Origin of the sequence: Desulfofalx alkaliphila DSM 12257 (genome assembly GCF_000711975.1) — a bacterium.
Lineage (GTDB): Bacteria > Bacillota > Desulfotomaculia > Desulfotomaculales > Desulfohalotomaculaceae > Desulfofalx > Desulfofalx alkaliphila.
The window spans coordinates 1-19,458 of record NZ_JONT01000004.1; the positions used below are offsets into that span (position 1 = coordinate 1).

The 19,458-nt window shown below is 42.2% G+C and carries 16 protein-coding genes, 1 tRNA gene and 1 pseudogene; 17 read left to right on the top strand and 1 reads right to left on the bottom strand.

Translation table 11 applies throughout. The features are described 5' to 3' along the window. Positions 1-48: 48 nt before the first annotated feature. A tRNA-Trp gene (locus tag BR02_RS0103835) sits at positions 49-124 on the bottom strand. 126 nt (positions 125-250) lie between these two features. On the opposite strand from BR02_RS0103835, the pseudogene BR02_RS0103840 reads away from it, so the two are divergent. The 17 genes and pseudogenes from BR02_RS0103840 to frr form a co-directional block, all read left to right on the top strand. Further along, positions 251-1,741 (top strand): annotated as a pseudogene (locus BR02_RS0103840) (PrkA family serine protein kinase); the annotation flags it as partial. 6 nt (positions 1,742-1,747) lie between these two features. After that, positions 1,748-2,947, top strand: coding sequence for a sporulation protein YhbH (gene yhbH, locus BR02_RS0103845; protein WP_051688113.1), 1,200 nt, complete (start codon positions 1,748-1,750; stop codon positions 2,945-2,947). A gap of 1 nt (position 2,948) precedes the next feature. Continuing rightward, a complete protein-coding gene (locus BR02_RS0103850; RefSeq protein WP_238442396.1) occupies positions 2,949-4,355 on the top strand; it encodes a SpoVR family protein in 1,407 nt (468 codons plus the stop codon). A gap of 126 nt (positions 4,356-4,481) precedes the next feature. Beyond that, a complete protein-coding gene (ku, locus tag BR02_RS0103855; RefSeq protein ID WP_031514374.1) occupies positions 4,482-5,294 on the top strand; it encodes a non-homologous end joining protein Ku in 813 nt (270 codons plus the stop codon). A gap of 67 nt (positions 5,295-5,361) precedes the next feature. Next, positions 5,362-6,549, top strand: a complete 1,188-nt coding sequence (locus BR02_RS14710; protein ID WP_051688114.1) for a hypothetical protein — start codon at positions 5,362-5,364, stop codon at positions 6,547-6,549. Between the two features lie 15 nt (positions 6,550-6,564). Next, on the top strand, positions 6,565-7,476 hold the full coding sequence (gene ligD, locus BR02_RS0103865; protein ID WP_031514377.1) for a non-homologous end-joining DNA ligase: 912 nt from the start codon (positions 6,565-6,567) through the stop codon (positions 7,474-7,476). Positions 7,477-7,586: 110 nt separating this feature from the next. Then, positions 7,587-8,678, top strand: a complete 1,092-nt coding sequence (gene dprA / locus BR02_RS0103870) for a DNA-processing protein DprA (RefSeq protein ID WP_031514380.1) — start codon at positions 7,587-7,589, stop codon at positions 8,676-8,678. 105 nt (positions 8,679-8,783) lie between these two features. Continuing rightward, positions 8,784-10,991, top strand: coding sequence for a type I DNA topoisomerase (gene topA / locus BR02_RS0103875; RefSeq protein WP_207640978.1), 2,208 nt, complete (start codon positions 8,784-8,786; stop codon positions 10,989-10,991). Positions 10,992-11,226: 235 nt separating this feature from the next. Next, the gene (gene trmFO, locus BR02_RS0103880; protein WP_031514384.1) at positions 11,227-12,543 is read left to right on the top strand and encodes an FADH(2)-oxidizing methylenetetrahydrofolate--tRNA-(uracil(54)-C(5))-methyltransferase TrmFO; all 1,317 of its coding nucleotides are present in this window, start codon (positions 11,227-11,229) and stop codon (positions 12,541-12,543) included. Then, complete coding sequence (xerA, locus tag BR02_RS0103885; RefSeq protein ID WP_031514386.1) at positions 12,543-13,454, top strand: site-specific tyrosine recombinase/integron integrase; 912 nt, start codon at positions 12,543-12,545, stop codon at positions 13,452-13,454. Before trmFO ends, xerA begins: the two co-directional genes overlap by 1 nt. Positions 13,455-13,539: 85 nt before the next feature. Next, positions 13,540-14,070, top strand: a complete 531-nt coding sequence (hslV, locus tag BR02_RS0103890; RefSeq protein ID WP_031514389.1) for an ATP-dependent protease subunit HslV — start codon at positions 13,540-13,542, stop codon at positions 14,068-14,070. An 18-nt stretch (positions 14,071-14,088) separates the two neighbouring features. Then, a complete protein-coding gene (gene hslU / locus BR02_RS0103895; protein WP_031514391.1) occupies positions 14,089-15,489 on the top strand; it encodes an ATP-dependent protease ATPase subunit HslU in 1,401 nt (466 codons plus the stop codon). Positions 15,490-15,510: 21 nt separating this feature from the next. Beyond that, complete coding sequence (codY, locus tag BR02_RS0103900; RefSeq protein ID WP_031514393.1) at positions 15,511-16,290, top strand: GTP-sensing pleiotropic transcriptional regulator CodY; 780 nt, start codon at positions 15,511-15,513, stop codon at positions 16,288-16,290. A 276-nt stretch (positions 16,291-16,566) separates the two neighbouring features. Continuing rightward, positions 16,567-17,265, top strand: coding sequence for a 30S ribosomal protein S2 (gene rpsB / locus BR02_RS0103905; protein WP_031514395.1), 699 nt, complete (start codon positions 16,567-16,569; stop codon positions 17,263-17,265). Positions 17,266-17,381: 116 nt separating this feature from the next. Then, the gene (tsf, locus tag BR02_RS0103910) at positions 17,382-18,038 is read left to right on the top strand and encodes a translation elongation factor Ts (RefSeq protein WP_031514397.1); all 657 of its coding nucleotides are present in this window, start codon (positions 17,382-17,384) and stop codon (positions 18,036-18,038) included. 141 nt (positions 18,039-18,179) lie between these two features. After that, on the top strand, positions 18,180-18,902 hold the full coding sequence (gene pyrH / locus BR02_RS0103915) for a UMP kinase (protein WP_031514399.1): 723 nt from the start codon (positions 18,180-18,182) through the stop codon (positions 18,900-18,902). Next, a complete protein-coding gene (gene frr, locus BR02_RS0103920; protein WP_031514401.1) occupies positions 18,899-19,456 on the top strand; it encodes a ribosome recycling factor in 558 nt (185 codons plus the stop codon). The genes pyrH and frr overlap by 4 nt, the downstream gene beginning before the upstream one ends. Positions 19,457-19,458 lie beyond the last annotated feature (2 nt).

Consider the following 19,458-nt stretch of genomic DNA (forward strand, 5'->3'; position numbering starts at 1 on the left):
AAAAACAATAAAAAGGCACTCAACCCATTGTTGAGTGCCTTAGTTTTTTGGCAGGGGAGACAGGATTTGAACCCGCAGCCCTCGGTTTTGGAGACCGATGCTCTGCCAATTGAGCTACTCCCCTGTATGGTTAGTATAGTATTTTAGTCGATAAATTACATTATAAAATATTGGATTTCATTAGTCAAGGGAAAAACTTTTATTATGACTTTAGCGCCACAAAACCTATGACTTCATTTATAGGGTTACTTGCAGTATGCATGAAGAACCGCTGCATTTAATACCTAAAGAACTGCGCAGGGAATTTATGAGCCAATATGGTGTGCATATAGAGGGTGAATTATGCCCTTCATGTCGCCTGCGCTTGGAACAGGAGTATGGGGGTCAAATTGAAAAGGTGCCTGTGGAGCGTATTGTGTTGTCAGAGGATAACCGTGTCGGTATAGGAACTTTTGCACCTTCTGATCCAAAAAGCCAGGATATTGCAGATCTAACAGGCAGTGTAGATTTTTCTACCATTGCTGAATATGGTTCGGAAAGTGATCCCCGGGCCTACCGCTTTGATGGGGAACTCAACATCAGTAACCGCGGATTAATGGAATTCCAGGAAATGTTAAAATGCGATGAAAAATTTTTATGGAATCTCTTGTCCCTTTCCCAAGAGGGAAATTTTAAGGCAGGCCGTTTTGCTTTAATTTATGCCGATGTGATGATTGTAGCTCATACCAATGAAAACGAATATCGGGCCTTTATTTCCAATAAAAAGAATGAGGCCTTGCAATCAAGAATTATTGTTATAAAGATACCGTACAATTTAAAGGTGTCAGAAGAGATTAAAATATACAACAAACTAATCAAGGAAAGCGATTTAAATGATGTTCATATAGCGCCCCATGCGCTGCGGGTGGCCAGTATGTTTTCTGTGCTTTCCAGATTAAAGGAATCTAAAAAGCAGGGTATGGACCTTATAAAAAAAATGAAGCTCTATGACGGGGAAGATGTGGAAGGATTTAAGCAAAAGGATGTAAGTGAGTTACATCAAGAGGCGGTGGAAGAGGGGATGAGCGGTGTTGATCCCCGGTATGTTATCAACCGCTTATCCAGTGCCTTAATCCGTACAGGCAGCAGATGTATAAATGCTTTGGATGTTTTACGTTCGCTAAAAGACGGTTTAGACCAACATCCGTCTATAACGAAAGAGGAACGGGAACAATTATTGAATTATATTTCTATAGCACGGCGGGAATATGATGAGTTGGCAAAAAAAGAGGTACAGAAGGCATTTGTTTATTCTTATGAAGACAGTGCGCGGGTTTTATTTAACAACTATTTGGATAACGTTGAAGCTTACTGTAATGGCCTCAAACTGAAAGACCCTATAACCGATGAAGAAATAGATCCCGATGAGCGGCTTATGCGCTCCATAGAGGAACAAATTGGGGTATCGGAAAGTGCAAAGAAGGATTTTCGCGAGGAAATTCTTATTCGCTTGTCCACCTATGCCAGAAAAAACAAGCGTTTTAATTATAACAGTCATGAACGCTTGCGTGAAGCAATTGAGAAAAAGCTATTTGCCGATTTAAAGGATGTTGTCAAAATAACTACGTCAAGTAAAACGCCGGATGCTGATCAGTTAAAACGTATCAATGAGGTAAGTAATCGATTAATTGAAGATTACGGGTATTGTCCGGTTTGTTCCAATGAGTTGCTAAAGTATGTGGGTAGCTTGTTGAATCGGTAGGTGATTATGGTGTCTGGGAAAGTAAATTTCATTGTTTCTAAGGAGGATTGGTCTTTACATCGAAAGGGAGAATTGGATCAGTCCAGGCATAGGGAAAAAGTTAGGGAAGCCATTAAAAAAAATCTTGCTGAAATTATTAGTGAAGAGAGCATTATTATGTCAGACGGTAAAAAGGTTATCAGGGTGCCCATACGTTCCTTGGAAGAGTATCGCTTTCGGTACGATTATCGCAAACAAAAGCATGCCGGTATGGGTAAGGGTGACAGTAAAGTGGGTGACGTAGTCGGTAGCGAGCGTCAACCTGCCGCCCCTGGCATGGGTGGGGGCGCAGGTGAACAAGCAGGTGTAGATTACTATGAAACCGATGTAACCATTGAAGAAATTTCAGAGATGGTTTTTGAGAAACTATCCTTACCGGACTTACAGGAAAAAAATGAAAAAAAGTTAGCTGCGAAGGCCATTGAGTTTAAAGATATCCGTAAAAAAGGTTTACAAGGCAATATTGACCGTAAGCGCACCCTCCTAGAGGTATTAAAACGCAATGCCTTGCAGGGTAAGCCCGGGGTACATGGTATTAAACCTGAGGATTTAAGGTATAAAACTTGGGAAACCACCTATCAGTATCAGTCTGCCGCGGTGGTAATGGCTATGATGGATACTTCCGGCAGCATGGGGCCCTTTGAAAAATATATTGCCCGCAGTTTTTTCTTTTGGATGGTGCGTTTTTTGCGGAGCAAATATCAGCAGGTGGAAATATTGTTTTTGGCACACCATACGGATGCAAAGTTAGTTACCGAGGAGGAGTTTTTTAGCAAAGGTGAAAGCGGTGGCACCAGATGTTCATCTGTTTACCGTCTGGCGCTGCAATTAATAGAAGAAAAATATAACCCCAGGGACTACAACATATATGCCTTTCACTTTTCTGACGGTGATAATTTAAGTTCAGATAATGAACTGTGTGTTGAACTGGTAAAAGAACTTTTAAATAAGTGCAATCTGGTAGGATACGGAGAAATTGAAGGTCCTTATTATTACACCGGTACATTGAAGACCTCCTATAAGCAAATTGAAGATAAAAAGTTTACCCTTGTAAGTATTAGGGACAAAAAGGGAGTTTACCCGGCATTAAGGGCTTTCTTTACTGATAAGCGGGAAAACGGAACTGTAAGTATGATACAACCCTTTGAACAGTATGCGGGGGAATAGCATGAGCAGTGAATTAAAAGCATTGGAGAAATCCATTGAGGAGATTGCTGAGATTGCCAAAGGCTTTGGCTTGGATTTTTATCCCATGAGATTTGAAGTTTGTCCGGCGGAAATTATTTATTCCTTTGGTGCCTATGGCATGCCCTCTCGGTTTACCCATTGGTCATTTGGCAAGGCCTATCATAAAATGAAAATGCAGTATGATTATAACTTAAGCAGAATACATGAAATGGTTATTAATTCTAACCCTTGTTATGCATTTTTGTTAGAAGGCAATTCGTTGATTCAGAATAAATTGGTGGTGGCCCACGTGCTGGCCCACAGTGATTTTTTTAAAAATAACGTCTGGTTTAGAAAAACCAACAGAGATATGATGGAGTCAATGTCTGCGGCGGCCCAACGCTTTCACAGTTATGAGTTGCAATACGGTTATGAAAAGGTGGAGCGGTTTATTGATGCTGTGATGGCAATACAGCAGCATATAGATCCCCATTGTTATATAAAAGAAGCTGAGAATAAGAACTGCCAATGCTCTTGTGACAGACAGCAAACACCCTACGATGATTTGTGGAACCTTGACAAAGAAAAAAACCGCTCCAGTGAATGCAATTGTGAGAATAACCGTCTTTTTCCTGAGGTGCCCCAGCGGGATTTAATGTTTTTTATATTAGAACATGCCAAGGACTTAGAGGAATGGCAGAAAGATATTATATCGGTATTAAGGGATGAAATGTTTTATTTTTGGCCGCAAATGCAAACAAAAATAATGAATGAAGGCTGGGCCAGCTATTGGCACTTACGTATTATGAGGGAAATGGATTTAGATGTACAGCAGTCCATAGAATTTGCCAAAATGCATGCCGGGGTTATGCAAGCTTCCACAAGGAATATTAATCCTTATTTATTGGGAATAAAAATATTTGAAAATATTGAAAAGCGCTGGGATAATCCCAGTGCCCGGGAAAGAAAACTTTATCAACGGCCGGGTGGACAGGGCAGGGAAAAAATATTTGAAGTGCGCACTATTGATAACGATGTCAGCTTTATTAGAAACTATTTGACTAAAGAAATAGTTGATGAATTGGATTTATATTTATACCGTAAGGTGGGACACGAATATAAAATTGTTGACAAGGATTGGGAACAGGTGCGGGATGAAATGGTTAAAAATCTAACTAATTGTGGAGTACCATATATTGATGTGATCAACGGGGATTATGGAAAACGGGGGGAGTTATACTTGCTGCATCGTTATGAGGGTCTGGAACTTGATGTGCAGCATTTGGAAAAAACGCTGGAGCATGTCCATTTAATTTGGGGTAGGCCGGTCTATTTGGAAACAAAAATAGATAGTAAGGCTGTCTTATTTTGCTATGACGGAAATGCCATAGCGAAGAAATTAATATAGAATAATGGTGGCTAAAGCCTGGCGGTAACCGCTGGGCTTTGTTTATGTTTATTGGCGGTGTTTGTGATAAAAATAAGCTCTATTGATCAAGATAAAGCCACAGGGTGATTAAGGGAAGGTGTTGTTATGCGACCGTTATGGAAAGGAGCAGTAAGCTTTGGCTTGGTCTATGTGCCGGTAAAGATGTATGCTGCCACCGAAAACAAAGATATTAAATTTAATTACTTGCATGAAAAATGTAAAACGCCCGTTAAGTACCGTCGATTTTGCCCCCAGTGCGAAAGTGAAGTGCCCATGGAGGAAATAGTGAAGGGTTATGAATACCAAAAGGGCAGGTATGTGGTGATAAACGAAGAAGATTTCGCCCGTCTACCGGGAGGAACGAGTAAAAGTATAGACATTCTGGACTTTGTTAATTTTAGTGATATAGACCCTGTATTTTTTGAAAAGTCCTATTACCTGGCGCCGGGGGATGGGGGGCAAAAGGTTTATCACTTACTGAAAACAGCCATGGAAAAAACGGGGAAGGTAGCTGTGGCCAAGGTGGTAGTAAGAACTAAGCCTTCTTTAGCCTTGCTGCGTGTGACGGCAAATACCGTGATGATGAGTACCATGTTTTACCCCGACGAAGTGCGTCAAGCGGACAATATACCGGAATTAAATTATAGTGTTGATTTACATGAGAATGAATTAAAAATGGCGGTTAATTTAATTAGTAGTTTGTCAAGTGATTTTAAGCCTGAAAAGTATACCAATGAATATAGACAGGCCTTAATGGAAGTGATTCAGGCTAAGGTAGCCGGTGACGAAGTGGAAGTGCCAAAGGAGGCAAACAAAGAAAAGATTGTTGATTTAATGTCCGCTTTAAAGGCCAGCATAGATCTGGCTAAGGAGGAGCGGGGTAGAGGAAAAAAGAAAACCCAAAGAAAAACTTCGTAATTTAAGATAACATTAAACGTTAATTTACCCCATATTCATAATTAGAGAAAGGATATGGGGTGAGACCATGCATAAGCCCATTACCGTTTTTTTTAATTTACGGCTGCTGGCAAAAATATTGCTTTTTGTGATACCGCTGGTATTCTTAGCGCGGATTTATCTACCGGCTCAACCGGCCCAGATAACCTTTACTGCACTTCGCTGGCCAGGGGAGATAGAAGTGGTCAATCAACAGGATGCAGATGATATAATGGAGGCCCTTCGTTATGTACATAAGGTTAGAGAACCGGGGCCACCGGAGAAAATGGCCCTTTATCTAATGACAATACAGCAGGGCAAGAAAAAACAGCAGTATTTAATCACTGAAAAAAATGAATATTTTTGTCTAGACGGCACAGCTGTGCTTCCCAGTTATAGGTTGCGTGAAATTGTTAACCACTATACGGCTCGATTGGAGCGCCTAAGTCCCTATGGTCGACTGATACCCTGGTCTGAAGCAAGACATATTTTTGGTCGTTTTGTTAAGGGAACGGTTGAAGATATAGATACCGGGCTTCGATTTGATGTGCAGAGAAGGGAAGGCAGGTATCATGCCGATGTTCAGCCCTTAACGGCAAGGGATACTGCAATCATGAAGGAAATATATGAAGGTGAATGGAGTTGGCGCCGTAAGGCTGTGGTTGTTGAGGTAGATAACATGCGTATTGCGGCTTCAATGAGCGGTATGCCCCATGGGGCAGGGGCAATAAAACATAATGAATTTGACGGTCATTTTTGCTTGCACTTTTTAGACAGCACAACCCATAACAATCCTGAGAGCACCAATTTAGCCCATCAAATAATGGTGTGGAAAGCTGCTGGAAGGCTGCCGGAAATGCTGGCAAATGCAAGCCCCGAAAAGGTGGTGGAGATTTTTCTTACTTCCTTAGGACAGCAAGCACCGGACATATCCCTGCTGACCTTGGCAGGGGAACCGGCGCTTGATGCCAAGGATTTTATGTTAAGGTCAACCCAGGTGGAATCTATAAATTATGAGATAGTAGAGTATAACAAAGACACTGATACGGTAACTGCAAAAGTTCAAATTGATTATTTGGACGGCCCCCGGGGTATACAAAAAGAATTGGAATTTAGAATGGTGCACAGTATGGGTTACTGGTGGAAGATAGATCCGCGCAATATAGAGCTCATTTTTGAGCCTAAGGCCACAGCCGGCTTCAAGGACTTGGGCCCTGTGCAGGAAAAATGTTTTTAATTGGGAGTTTTCACCATGATAAGTGAATTAAAGGAAAGGCTGGTTAATATAGAAGGTTACACAGTGAGGTTGACAAACCTGGATAAAGTTATGTATCCTGACCACATCACCAAGGGGGATGTAATAAGATATTACTACGATGTTTCGGCCACCTTGCTGCCTCATATAATTAATCGACCGCTGGTGCTGAAAAGATACCCTAACGGTATTGCAGGGGATTTTTTTTATCAAAAGGAATGCCCGTCCCATGCCCCGGATTGGTTACAAACCGCTACCATAGCCCACGGAGACAAACATATAAAATATGTGGTTTGTAATAATTTAGCTTCGTTAGTTTGGTTAATCAATCTGGGTTGTCTGGAGATACATGCATGGACGGCAAAAATTGATAATATAGACTGTCCTGACATTGGTGTGATAGATTTAGATCCCGCTGAGGGTATAGATTTCTCAGAAGTGATAAAGGTTGCCCTGCTGGTGAGGGAAGCCTTAAAAGAATTTGGAATTAACTGTTACCCTAAAACCTCCGGTTCAAGGGGTATGCATTTATATATCCCCTTAGAACCAAAGTATACCTTCCAAGAGGTAACTAAGGCGATGAAATATATAGCCGGTATAGTTGTAGATGTTTATCCTGCCAGATGCACAATTGAGCGGGCGGTGAAAAAAAGAGGGCAAAAAATTTATCTTGATTACTTGCAAAACACCCGGGGTAAAACCATGGCCTGGCAATATAGTTTGCGTCCTAACCCAAAGGCGGCGGTGTCAACACCGCTTTTATGGGAAGAAGTAGAAAAAGGCGGTTTTGATGCCCAACAGTTTACTTTATCGTCGGTGGTTAAAAGAATTAATAAATTTGGGGATATATTTTACCCCCTGTTAATTAACAGATATCAACTGGACAGGCTATTGGCTCAAGTTGGATAAGCTTATCAGCATATATCACCCTCAAGATGTCAAATAATAAAAAATAATAAAGTATAGCAGGAAAAAATTGCTTTCCCCCGAAATGCGTTATTTAATGGTGGGTGATGGTGATGGACAAAAGGCTGTATTGGTTAGCCTGGCAATTGATAATGCCCGGTGTGGGCAAAAGGTTATGGAGAATTATAGATTTCTTTGGCGGCCCGCAACAGGCCTGGCAGGCCGGTGAAACTGCATTGGCAGAGGTGCCCGGTATTACAAGGGGCACAGTTGAAAGGTTGGTTTGGCAGCAAAAAAACATTAATATAGAGCAAGAGGTTGAGCGCCTGCATAAACATAAAATATCTTTTGTGACCTACGAAGATGAAAATTACCCCAGGAGAATTAGGGATATTTTTGATCCCCCGCCGGTGCTTTTTGTAAAAGGCAGCCTGGAGCCATTAACCGATAATGCTGTGGCACTGGTAGGTTCGCGAAGGGCCACTGCATACGGTCGTGCTGTGGCCCAAAGGTTAAGTGCAGAACTGGCCCAAAGAAGGGTTGCCGTAGTCAGTGGTGCTGCCCGCGGAGTTGATTCCTCTGCCCATCGAGGGGCAATGGGTGCCGGTGGTTATACAGTGGCAGTGCTGGGATGTGGATTAGATGTGGTCTACCCGCCGGAAAATGCCCGGCTGTTAGATGAAATTGCCAGGAAAGGAGCAGTTCTTTCCGAGTTTCCTTTAGGTGCCCGGCCTGAAGCCTGGCATTTTCCTTCCCGCAACCGTATAATCAGCGGCCTGTGCAAAGTTGTGGTGGTGGTGGAGGCTGCGAATAAAAGCGGCGCACTGATAACAGCTGACTTAGCCCTGGAACAGGGAAGGGACGTCATGGCCGTTCCCGGCAGTATATACAGTAAACTCAGTGAGGGTGCACATAAGTTAATTAAACAGGGTGCAAAACCGGTTACAAGCGTTGAGGATATATTAGAAGAACTGGGTATTGACACTCTTTTTAATGGGGAGTACAAGGGTAAAGCCACAGGTCTAAAACTAAGCCTAACAGAACAGGCTGTTTATAAAGAGTTGAGCGGTGACCCCCTATATTTAGAAGAACTGATTCAAAAAGTTTCTTCGTCCTCCCAGGAGGTTATGGCTGCTCTGATGTTTTTAGAAATAAAAGGTTTGATAAAAAAGCTGCCGGGCAAAAAGTATGCGGCAGTAAAATGACAACATTAGTTCTAAATGTGCAGTGGCTTTGATAGATTTAAAAATAACGGTGGTGGCAATAATAGCGCTAACAGCACCGAAGTTGTTTGTTAGGGGTGTAAGATATTGGCAAAAAAAACTATAGTAATTGTAGAATCACCTGCGAAGGCAAAGAGTATCAGTAAATTTTTAGGCCGTAATTATAAGGTGAAAGCTTCCATGGGGCATGTGCGTGATTTGCCTAAAAGTCAATTTGGCGTTGACGTGGAACATGATTTTAATCCTAAGTATATCACCATTCGAGGAAAAGGGGATATTATTAAAGAATTAAAAGCTGCTGTTAAAAAATCAGACAGGGTGCTGCTGGCAGCTGACCCTGATCGTGAAGGGGAAGCCATTGCTTGGCACTTACAAAAGATTCTAGGTATAGATGAAAAGACCCCCTGTCGAATTGAATTTAATGAGGTTACAAAAAGCGCCGTTCAGCGTGCTGTAAAGCAACCCAGACTGATAGATCAAGATTTGGTTAATGCCCAGCAAGCGCGCCGTATATTGGATAGATTAGTGGGTTATAACCTCAGCCCCTTATTATGGCGTAAGGTTAAAAAAGGACTTTCGGCAGGGCGGGTTCAATCTGTTGCCGTACGCATGATTGTTGACCGTGAGGAAGAAATAAATGTCTTTGTTCCTGAAGAATATTGGTCTCTAACTGCCAAGCTCAACAAGCCCGGCCAAAGTACCTTTGAAGCTAAGTTAAACAAGCATAAAAACAAAAAAATAGAAATTAAAAGCAAAGAGCAAATGGACCAAGTGCTCAATGAGTTAAAGGGTAAAGATTTTGTGGTGGATGCCATCACTAGAAAAGAAAAGTATAGACACCCGGCTCCCCCCTTTACCACCAGTTCATTGCAGCAAGAGGCATATCGCAAACTAAATTTTACGGCACGAAAAACAATGGTGGTGGCCCAACAGCTTTATGAAGGTCTTGAAATTGGTGAAGAAGGCCATACCGGTCTGGTCACCTATATACGCACCGACTCTAAACGTGTATCTGAAACTGCAATGTCAGAGGCAAAGGACTTGATAGCAGAAAGATTTGGGCCGGCCTATGTACCCAAAAAGGTAAAACAAGCCGGGGAAAAGGGAAATAAAGATAATAAAGTCCAAGATGCCCATGAGGCCATCAGACCAACCTATGTACATTTAGACCCGGTTTCAATAAAAAAATATTTAACCAATGATCAGTACAAATTATATAAATTGATTTGGTCACGGTTTGTGGCCAGTCAAATGGCTCCGGCGGTGTTAGATACCACCGCTTTAGATATTAAAGCCGGCAATTATAACTTTAGGGCCAATGGTTCAATTATTAAGTTTCCTGGTTTTATGCAGGTATATATTGAAGAACAGGATGACGAGCAGAAGGATGAAGAGGGTGTATTGCCGGAATTGGCCCAGGGTGAAAAATTAAACTTAAAGGATTTGATTGCAAAACAGCATTTCACCCAACCACCTCCGCGGTATACCGATGCGTCCTTAGTAAAAGCCCTTGAGGAACAAGGTATCGGCAGACCGAGTACCTATGCTCCCATTGTGGAAACAATACAGAAACGGGGTTATGTGGTAAGAGAAAACAAACAACTTTATCCCACTGAATTAGGTGTAATTATAGTTGATTTACTTAAAAACCATTTTCCTGATATTATTAATGTAGAATTCACAGCTGAAATGGAAGAAAAATTGGATAAAATAGAAGAAGGGGGAATAGACTGGGTAGATGTATTGAGAAAATTCTACACTCCCTTCAGTGAAACATTAAAGACGGCGGAAGAAGCCATAGGAAAAGTGGAAATTGAAGATGAAGTTACCGATGAAATATGCGACCAATGCGGTAAAAACTTAGTTATAAAGTTTGGGCGCTACGGTAAATTTTTAGCATGTCCGGGCTTTCCCGACTGTAGATTTACCAAACCACTGCTTGAACCAACCGGTGTACAGTGCCCAAGGTGCCAAGGCGATGTGGTATTGAGGCGCAGCAAAAAAGGAAGAAAATTTTATGGCTGTAGTAATTACCCCAAATGTGATTTTGTAAGTTGGGATCAACCTGTTAAAGAAAAATGTCCCCAATGCAATAGTTATATGGTACAGAAAAACGCCCGTAACAAAGAAACTTATATTAAATGCTCTGACAATAACTGTGGCTACAGAATCAACGGTAACAGTGTCGGTGAAAAAAGCAAAGAAGATAAGCATGTTGCTGACTTGCAAACAAATCAACCTTTGGTAGAAGAAGCTGCAGTTTCCCCAAATAGTTATTCTGGAGGAAACAATTGATGTCCGGTGGGCCCAATGGCCAAAGCTCAATCCCCCATGCTCACTCCGGAAAAGGTTCAACTGCACAGCCAAGTCCGAAGGGTATTTGATGTTATGTTTGGTGATGGCCGACAACATTGTCGGCCATTATAGTGCAAATTATCTATTAAAGGCAGACAGACCTGTTCGTCACTGCAGGAGTTCACCGGTGCTGTATTAGTTTTCTACTAAACTACAGGAGATGTGGTTGCTGATAATGAGAGAAGTCAAAGTAAATGTGATCGGAGCCGGATTAGCCGGGTCAGAGGCTGCCTGGCAGCTGGCCAGACACAATATACCCGTAAGATTATATGAAATGCGCCCCCGGAAAAAGTCCCCTGCCCATCATACTGAAAAATTTGCTGAATTGGTGTGCAGCAATTCTTTACGTGCTGTAATGCTTGAAAATGCAGTGGGCTTGTTGAAAAAAGAAATGGAACAATTAAACTCCTTAATTATAGAAAGCGCCTATAATACAAGAGTGCCTGCCGGAGGGGCGCTGGCGGTGGACAGGGAATTATTTTCCCAGTATATTACCGATGCTTTGGTTAATCATCCCAAGGTGGAGTTAATTCGTGAGGAAGTCACTGACCTTCCGTTAGATGGAATAACCATTATAGCCACCGGTCCCCTGACCTCGGATACATTGGCCGCTAAAATAAAGCAGCTGACAGGTGATGACTACCTTTACTTTTATGATGCGGCGGCACCCATTGTTACCTTAGAGTCATTAAATATGGATATAGTATTTAAGGCATCCCGTTACAATAAAGGTGAGGCTGCCTATCTGAATTGCCCCATGACAGAAGAAGAATATGATAATTTTTATCAACAGTTAATTAAAGCCGAAAGGGTGCCCCTGAAAGAATTTGAAAAAAAGGTTCACTTTGAAGGGTGCATGCCCGTGGAAGTTTTGGCATCCAGGGGTAGGGAAACCTTAACCTTTGGCCCGTTAAAACCGGTGGGTTTAACTGATCCCCGTACCGGCAAGCGCCCCTATGCGGTGGTGCAATTGCGACAGGATAACCAAGAAGGCACCCTCTACAATTTAGTGGGCTTTCAGACTAATTTAAAATGGGGTGAACAAAAAAGAGTTTTTAGCCTGATACCGGGTTTAGAGGATGCAGAATTTGTGCGCTATGGTGTAATGCATCGCAATACCTATATAAACTCACCGAAATTATTAGAAGCTACCTTGCAATTCAAACAAATACCTAACCTATTATTTGCCGGCCAAATTACCGGGGTTGAGGGATACGTAGAGTCAGCTGCTTCGGGTTTGGTGGCCGGCATTAATGCCGCAAGGCTGGCAGTGGGGAAGCAGGCGGTGATTTTTCCTAAACAAACTGCCATTGGGGCCCTGCTGCACTATATAAGCACGGCACCGGCAAAAAACTTTCAACCAATGAACATCACCTTTGGATTAATGCCGCCGCTGGAAAAGAGAATAAAAGATAAAAAAATGCGCAATCAGTTGCTTTCCCGGCGGGCACTGGATAAACTTGAAAAATTCATTGAGGAAGTTGGATTGTAATGTACCACTATATAGATGAATTTATTCTTTACTTAAAGTTGGAAAAAAACAGTTCGCCGCGTACCCTGGAAGAATATCAGAAGGATATTTTTCAAGGGCTTGATTTTTTTGTTCAATTAATGGGTAAAGAAATAACAGAACTGCATCCCTCCGATATCGATCATCGTACCTTAAGATGTTACCTGGCCCACCTTCAGAAAGAGGGTTTTGCACGCAGTACGGTGGCACGTAAATTGGCGGCATGGAGATCTTTTTACAACTTTTTGAGTAGGGAAGAGGTGTTGGCAAGCAATCCCCTTACCAGGGTTTCTACACCGAGGATACACAAGAAGTTACCAAAATTTTTCTACCCTGAAGAAATAATAAAGCTGCTTTCTGCTCCGGACCAAACACCGCTGGGAATGCGGGATAAGGCTATAATGGAGACAATTTATGCCTCGGGTCTTAGGGTTAGTGAACTCGTTTCATTGGATATTGGTGATGTTGATTTAACCAATGGATATTTAAAGGTAATGGGTAAAGGTTCGCGGGAAAGGGTGGTACCCCTGGGCTCATATGCCGCTAAAGCCATAAGTATATATTTAGAAAAAGGATATCCTTTCCTAGGCAAAGAACATGATAAGACAATGTTAAAAGCCCCTCTTTTTTTAAATTACCGTGGTGCAAGACTTTCTGCCAGGGGGGTTCGCAAAATTATTGACAAGTACTTAAAATTGGCAGGTATAAAAACTTCTGCCAGTCCCCACACAATTAGACACACCTTTGCCACCCACCTATTGGATAGGGGTGCTGATATGCGAACTGTGCAGGAACTGCTGGGACATGTAAGATTATCCACCACCCAGATATATACCCACCTAACAAAGGAAAAGCTTAAACAGGTATATCTTAATACCCATCCCAGGGCGTGAAAAAAGTCGAATATATGGGTGAGAACATTGTAAAAACACCTTACAAATTATATAATTAATAATTGTGAAAGAGGGAATAGATATTATGTTTCATGCTACCACCATTGTGGCAATAAAAAAAGGTCCTCAGGTGGCAATAGCCGGTGACGGACAGGTTACCTTTGGAGATCGTACCATATTTAAACAAACAGCTAAGAAAGTGCGAAAATTGTACCAGGGCAAAGTGGTGGCCGGTTTTGCCGGATCTGTAGCAGATGCCTTTACCTTATTTGAAAAGTTCGAAGCTAAGCTGGAAGAATACCACGGCAATATTTTACGCGCATCGGTGGAGATGGCTAAAGAGTGGCGGTTAGATAGAATGTTGCGCCGTTTAGAAGCCTTACTTATTGTAGCTAATAAAGAGCATCTGTTAATAATATCCGGCAATGGAGAAGTTATCGAACCCGATGACGGTATTGCAGCCATTGGCAGCGGTGGCACATATGCCTTAGCCGCCGCCCGGGTATTAGTAAAACACAGTAAACTTTCACCGGATGAGATAGCCAAAGAGGCTTTAAACACTGCGGCAGATATATGTGTGTACACCAACCACAACATCGTGGTGGAACAATTATAAAGGGAGGAATATAATATTATGCAATCCTCAACCCCACGGCAAATAGTTGCGGAACTGGATAAATACATTGTCGGCCAAGATGATGCCAAAAAAGCAGTGGCAATTGCACTTCGCAATCGTTATAGACGCAGTAAGCTGCCTGAGGAACTACAAGATGAAGTGGTTCCTAAAAATATACTGATGATTGGACCCACAGGGGTTGGAAAAACAGAAATTGCCAGACGTTTAGCAAAGTTAGTTAAAGCACCCTTTGTAAAGGTTGAAGCTACTAAGTTCACAGAGGTGGGATATGTTGGGCGTGACGTGGAATCCATGGTGCGCGATCTGGTAGAAACCAGCATCCGTATGGTCAGACAGGAAAAGATGGCTGAAGTGGAAGACAAGGCCATGAAAATGGCTAACGAGAGAATTGTGGAATTGCTGGCACCCATGCCTGCGCAGCCCGCCCAAAACAAAAACCCATTTGAAATGTTGTTCGGAACTGCCAATCAAAACCCTGCGGAGGATAACAACCTAGAGCAGCAGAGAAGAACAAGGGTATATTTTGAACGGGAAACCTTGCGGGAAAAACTGCAACGGGGTGAGCTTGAAAATGAATACCTGGAGATAGAGGTGGATGATAATAACCCCCCCATGTTAGAGGTATTCACCGGTTCCGGAGTGGAAGAGATGGGCATAAACATAAAAGATATGTTTGGGGGAATATTTCCTAATAAAAAAAGAAAACGTAAGGTGACCGTTCGAGAAGCGCGAAAGATCTTAACCCAGCAAGAGGCTCAAAAACTGGTAGATATGGATGAGGCAACGGCAGAGGCCATAAAACGTGCTGAAGAACAGGGGATAATATTTTTAGATGAAATTGACAAGATTGCAGGGAAAGATTATGGCCATGGACCGGATGTTTCAAGGGGTGGAGTGCAAAGGGATATTCTACCCATTGTGGAAGGATCCACTGTGATGACCAAGTACGGCCCGGTAAAGACTGACCACATATTATTTATGGCTGCAGGGGCCTTTCATGTTTCCAAGCCTTCTGATCTAATACCGGAGCTACAGGGTAGATTTCCCATCAGAGTAGAATTAAAAAGTTTGTCGAAGGAAGACTTTTTACAAATACTCACGGAGCCTCAAAACTCCCTTATTAAACAATATAAGGCACTATTAGCCACAGAGGGTGTTATTGTAGAATTTTCAAAAAATTCACTTGAAGAAATAGCAAAAATCGCTTATACTGTAAATGTACAAACAGAGAACATAGGTGCCCGTCGGTTACAAACTATCATGGAAAAACTGTTGGAAGATCTCTTATTTGACGCGCCTGAAATGTCTGGTGAAAAAATTGTCATTGATCGCGAGTATGTAGAGGGTAAGCTTGGAGAAGTGGTAGCAAATGAAGATCTAACCCGTTACATCTTATAAGCAGACAGGGAGGGGTAATAGTTGAGCAACTTGCTTGAAAGGACCCGATCGATTAATAGATTATTACAAAAATCAGCCGGGTACCCGGTAGACTTTAATGAAATAACCACCGTCTTATCTGAAAACATTCAGTCTAACGTATATATTATAGATAGACGTGGACGTGCTTTGGGATATTCTTTTATGAGTGAATTTGCCTGCGATATTATGAGAGATATAGTGGAGGGCAGTAAGAGATTTCCAGAGGAGTATAACAACCATTTACTAAAAATAGATGAAACCTATGCAAACTTTTGTCAGACAATTAATGCTTGTGTGTTTTTTGATGAGGAAGGCTGTAGGTTTAGTAATAAAGTAACAACGGTTGTTCCCATTATGGGTGCAGGTTCCAGACTGGGTACTTTAGTTCTTGCAAAGTTTAATCAAACCTTTACCGATGAAGACTTAATTTTAGCTGAGTATGGCGCCACCGTAGTGGCCATGGAAGTATTGAGGGCAAGGGCGGGACGGATGGAAGAAGAGGCCCGCAAAAAGGCGGCGGTACAGGTGGCTTTGGGTACTCTGTCTTACAGTGAACTGGATGCCGTCAAGCACATATTCAGGCAGCTGGAAGGCGAAGAGGGTGTGCTGGTGGCCAGTAAAATTGCCGATCGCGTGGGCATAACCCGTTCAGTGATTGTAAACGCATTGCGCAAATTTGAAAGCGCCGGTGTAATCGAGTCTAAATCTTTAGGAATGAAGGGCACCTATATTAGGGTGCTAAATGATAGGTTATTGGAAGAATTGGATAAACTAAAGTAAGCCACAGCCTTAACTGTGGTTTACTTTTTTATCTAACCGGCCCTGCCTGTAAGTAGCAAGAGGTGCTTTCCATCAATAATTGGTTTTTTTTACTCTTTTACACTAAAAATTAAACTTAAGGCCTTGCCTTGAACAAATGTTTATGTTATCATTTTTTCTGGTGTTAATTACACACGCTGTTGGATTTTTGCAAGGGTGCCTGGGTGAAAACCAAGGTCTTGCAAAAGGTGAAAACAGCGGAGGGAAAAAACCACTTAGGGAGGAGGTGTAGCAGTAGTGGCAGTGATCTCAATGAAGCAGCTGTTGGAAGCAGGCGTCCATTTTGGACACCAGACAAGACGTTGGAATCCGAAAATGGCTCCCTACATCTTCACTGACCGTAATGGCATCTACATCATTGATTTACAAAAGACGGTACGTAAGGTTGAAGAGGCATATAATTTTATCAAAGAAACAGTGGCCAACGGTGGCAGTATTTTGTTTGTAGGTACAAAAAAACAAGCACAACAGTCTGTTCAGGAAGAGGCAGAGCGTTGTAACATGTTTTATGTGAACCAGCGTTGGTTAGGCGGTATGTTAACAAATTTCCAAACAATTCGTCGTCGTATAGATCGCCTTCATGAACTGGAACGTATGGAGGAAGAGGGAACCTTCAGTCGCCTTCCTAAAAAAGAAGTGGCTGAACTTTTACACGAAAAAGAGCGGCTAAATAAGTTTTTAGGCGGCATTAAGGACATGAAACGTATTCCCGATGCGCTGTTCGTGATTGACCCCCGCAAAGAGCGTATTGCAGTTGCCGAGGCCCATAAACTTGGCATACCCATTGTAGCAATTGTGGATACCAACTGTGATCCCGACGAAGTTGACTACGTGATACCCGGTAATGATGACGCTATTCGTGCGGTGAAGTTGCTAACCAGTAAAATGGCCGAGGCTGTTCTTGAAGGTAAGCAAGGCGAGCAAATTAGTGAGTAGTGAAACAAAGGGCAGAGGGCGTCTCAAGAGGGTACTCTCTGTCCTTTTTGTATGTTTGTCTGCGGAATTAAATGGTTATAATAGCAAAGTAAAACATAAATATAGGAGGAATTATTATGGCCGAGATTTCTGCAAAAATGGTTAAAGAACTGCGTGAACGCACAGGCGCAGGTATGATGGATTGCAAAAAGGCCCTGGTTGAGGTAAACGGGGATGTTGATAAGGCGGTTGACTACCTGCGTGAAAAAGGTTTGGCTGCTGCAGCTAAAAAAGCCAGTAGAATTACCGCAGAAGGTCTTGTGGAGTCATATATACATGCCGGCGGCCGTATAGGTGTACTGGTTGAAGTTAACTGTGAAACAGACTTTGTGGCTAAAACCGATGATTTTAAAGACCTGGTAAGGGATATAGCCATGCAAATAGCTGCTTCAAAACCGGAATATGTCTCCCGGGAAGAGGTACCCTCTGAAGTAATAGAAAAAGAAAAAGAAGTATTAAGGGCTCAGGCCTTAAATGAAGGCAAGCCGGAAAAAATTGTAGAAAAAATGGTTCAGGGACGTATTGATAAGTATTATAAGGAAATTTGCCTACTTGAACAACCCTTTATTAAAGATCCCGATGTAACAGTGCAGCAGTTGGTTACCGAGAAAATTGCCAAAATTGGTGAGAATATTTCGGTACGTCGTTTTGTTAGGTATGAACTGGGCGAAGGTATTGAAAAAAGACAAGAAGATTTTGCCGCTGAAGTAGCTGCTCAAATGAAAAAGTGCTAATTGAAAGATAAATCGCTCTCCGATTAGGGTGCGATTTATCGCACATTATTCCACATTTTTATATTTGTGCATTATTTTACAAAGGAATTTTATTATTTATGTAGAAATAATTTTTAACCTGACTGGAGGTTGCATTATCGCATGACTCCCAAGTACAGACGTGTTGTTTTAAAACTTTCCGGAGAATCGTTGGCAGGCAGCAAGGGGTATGGTATTGACCCTGAGGTAGTGTATTCCATTGCTCGACAAATTAAAGAAGTTGTTGAGATGAGGGTGCAGCTTGCTGTGGTTGTGGGTGGAGGTAATATTTGGCGCGGAGTGGCCGGCAGTGCTAAGGGTATGGATCGTGCCACTGCTGACTATATGGGCATGTTAGCCACTGTAATGAATTCTCTGGCTTTACAAGATGCCTTAGAAGACATTGAAGTGGATACACGGGTGCAATCTGCAATAGAGATGAAAGCTGTGGCTGAAACATATATAAGACGTAGGGCCATGCGCCACTTGGAAAAGGGTAGGGTGGTAATATTTGCAGCCGGTACCGGCAACCCATTCTTTTCTACCGATACCACCGCTGCACTGAGGGCGGCCGAAATTGAAGCTGAGGCCATTTTAATGGCAAAAAGAGTGGATGGGGTGTATTCTGACGACCCTATCAAAAATAAAGAAGCACAAAAATATGACTACCTATCATATATCGAGGTGCTTAATAAGGGGTTACAGGTGATGGATGCAACCGCCACCTCATTGTGTATGGACAACAATATTCCCATTATAGTTTTTAACATTACCCAAAAGGGAAACATTAAAAGAGTATTGATGGGCGAAAAAATAGGTACCTATGTAGGGGGGGATAGTAAATGATTAATGAAATAATCAAGGACGCAGAAGAACGCATGAAAAAAAGTGTAGAAGTTACTAAAAGTGAATTTGCTTCCATGAAAGCAGGTCGCGCTACCCCTGCCTTGCTGGACAAAATTCAAGTTGATTATTATGGCACTCCTACACCAATAAATCAAATGGCGAATATTTCTGTTCCTGAAGCCAGGCTATTGGTTATTCAACCCTGGGACAAAACTTCCATTCCTGATATTGAAAAAGCTATCTTGAAGTCTGATTTAGGTATTAACCCAACAAATGATGGCACGGTGATTAGGTTAGCCATTCCACAACTGACCGAAGAACGTCGCGTTGAATTGGTTAAGGTGATAAAAAAGAAAGCGGAAGAAGGCCGTGTTGCTATACGTAATGTGCGCCGTGAAGCCAATGACAGCATGAAAAGCGCTCAAAAAGAAGGCATTATCACTGAGGATGAATTAAAACGCGGTCAAGACCAGGTGCAAAAGGTTACCGATAAGTTCATTAAAGATATAGACAATTTGCTTGCAACCAAAGAAAAGGAAATTATGCAGGTATAATT

Coding starts and splice junctions, on each gene's coding strand:
- yhbH (WP_051688113.1), top strand. CDS start 1,748: ATGGTGTCTGGGAAAGTAAATTTCATTGTTTCTAAGGAGGATTGGTCT.
- BR02_RS0103850 (WP_238442396.1), top strand. CDS start 2,949: ATGAGCAGTGAATTAAAAGCATTGGAGAAATCCATTGAGGAGATTGCT.
- ku (WP_031514374.1), top strand. CDS start 4,482: ATGCGACCGTTATGGAAAGGAGCAGTAAGCTTTGGCTTGGTCTATGTG.
- BR02_RS14710 (WP_051688114.1), top strand. CDS start 5,362: ATGCATAAGCCCATTACCGTTTTTTTTAATTTACGGCTGCTGGCAAAA.
- ligD (WP_031514377.1), top strand. CDS start 6,565: ATGATAAGTGAATTAAAGGAAAGGCTGGTTAATATAGAAGGTTACACA.
- dprA (WP_031514380.1), top strand. CDS start 7,587: ATGGACAAAAGGCTGTATTGGTTAGCCTGGCAATTGATAATGCCCGGT.
- trmFO (WP_031514384.1), top strand. CDS start 11,227: ATGAGAGAAGTCAAAGTAAATGTGATCGGAGCCGGATTAGCCGGGTCA.
- xerA (WP_031514386.1), top strand. CDS start 12,543: ATGTACCACTATATAGATGAATTTATTCTTTACTTAAAGTTGGAAAAA.
- hslV (WP_031514389.1), top strand. CDS start 13,540: ATGTTTCATGCTACCACCATTGTGGCAATAAAAAAAGGTCCTCAGGTG.
- hslU (WP_031514391.1), top strand. CDS start 14,089: ATGCAATCCTCAACCCCACGGCAAATAGTTGCGGAACTGGATAAATAC.
- tsf (WP_031514397.1), top strand. CDS start 17,382: ATGGCCGAGATTTCTGCAAAAATGGTTAAAGAACTGCGTGAACGCACA.
- pyrH (WP_031514399.1), top strand. CDS start 18,180: ATGACTCCCAAGTACAGACGTGTTGTTTTAAAACTTTCCGGAGAATCG.
- frr (WP_031514401.1), top strand. CDS start 18,899: ATGATTAATGAAATAATCAAGGACGCAGAAGAACGCATGAAAAAAAGT.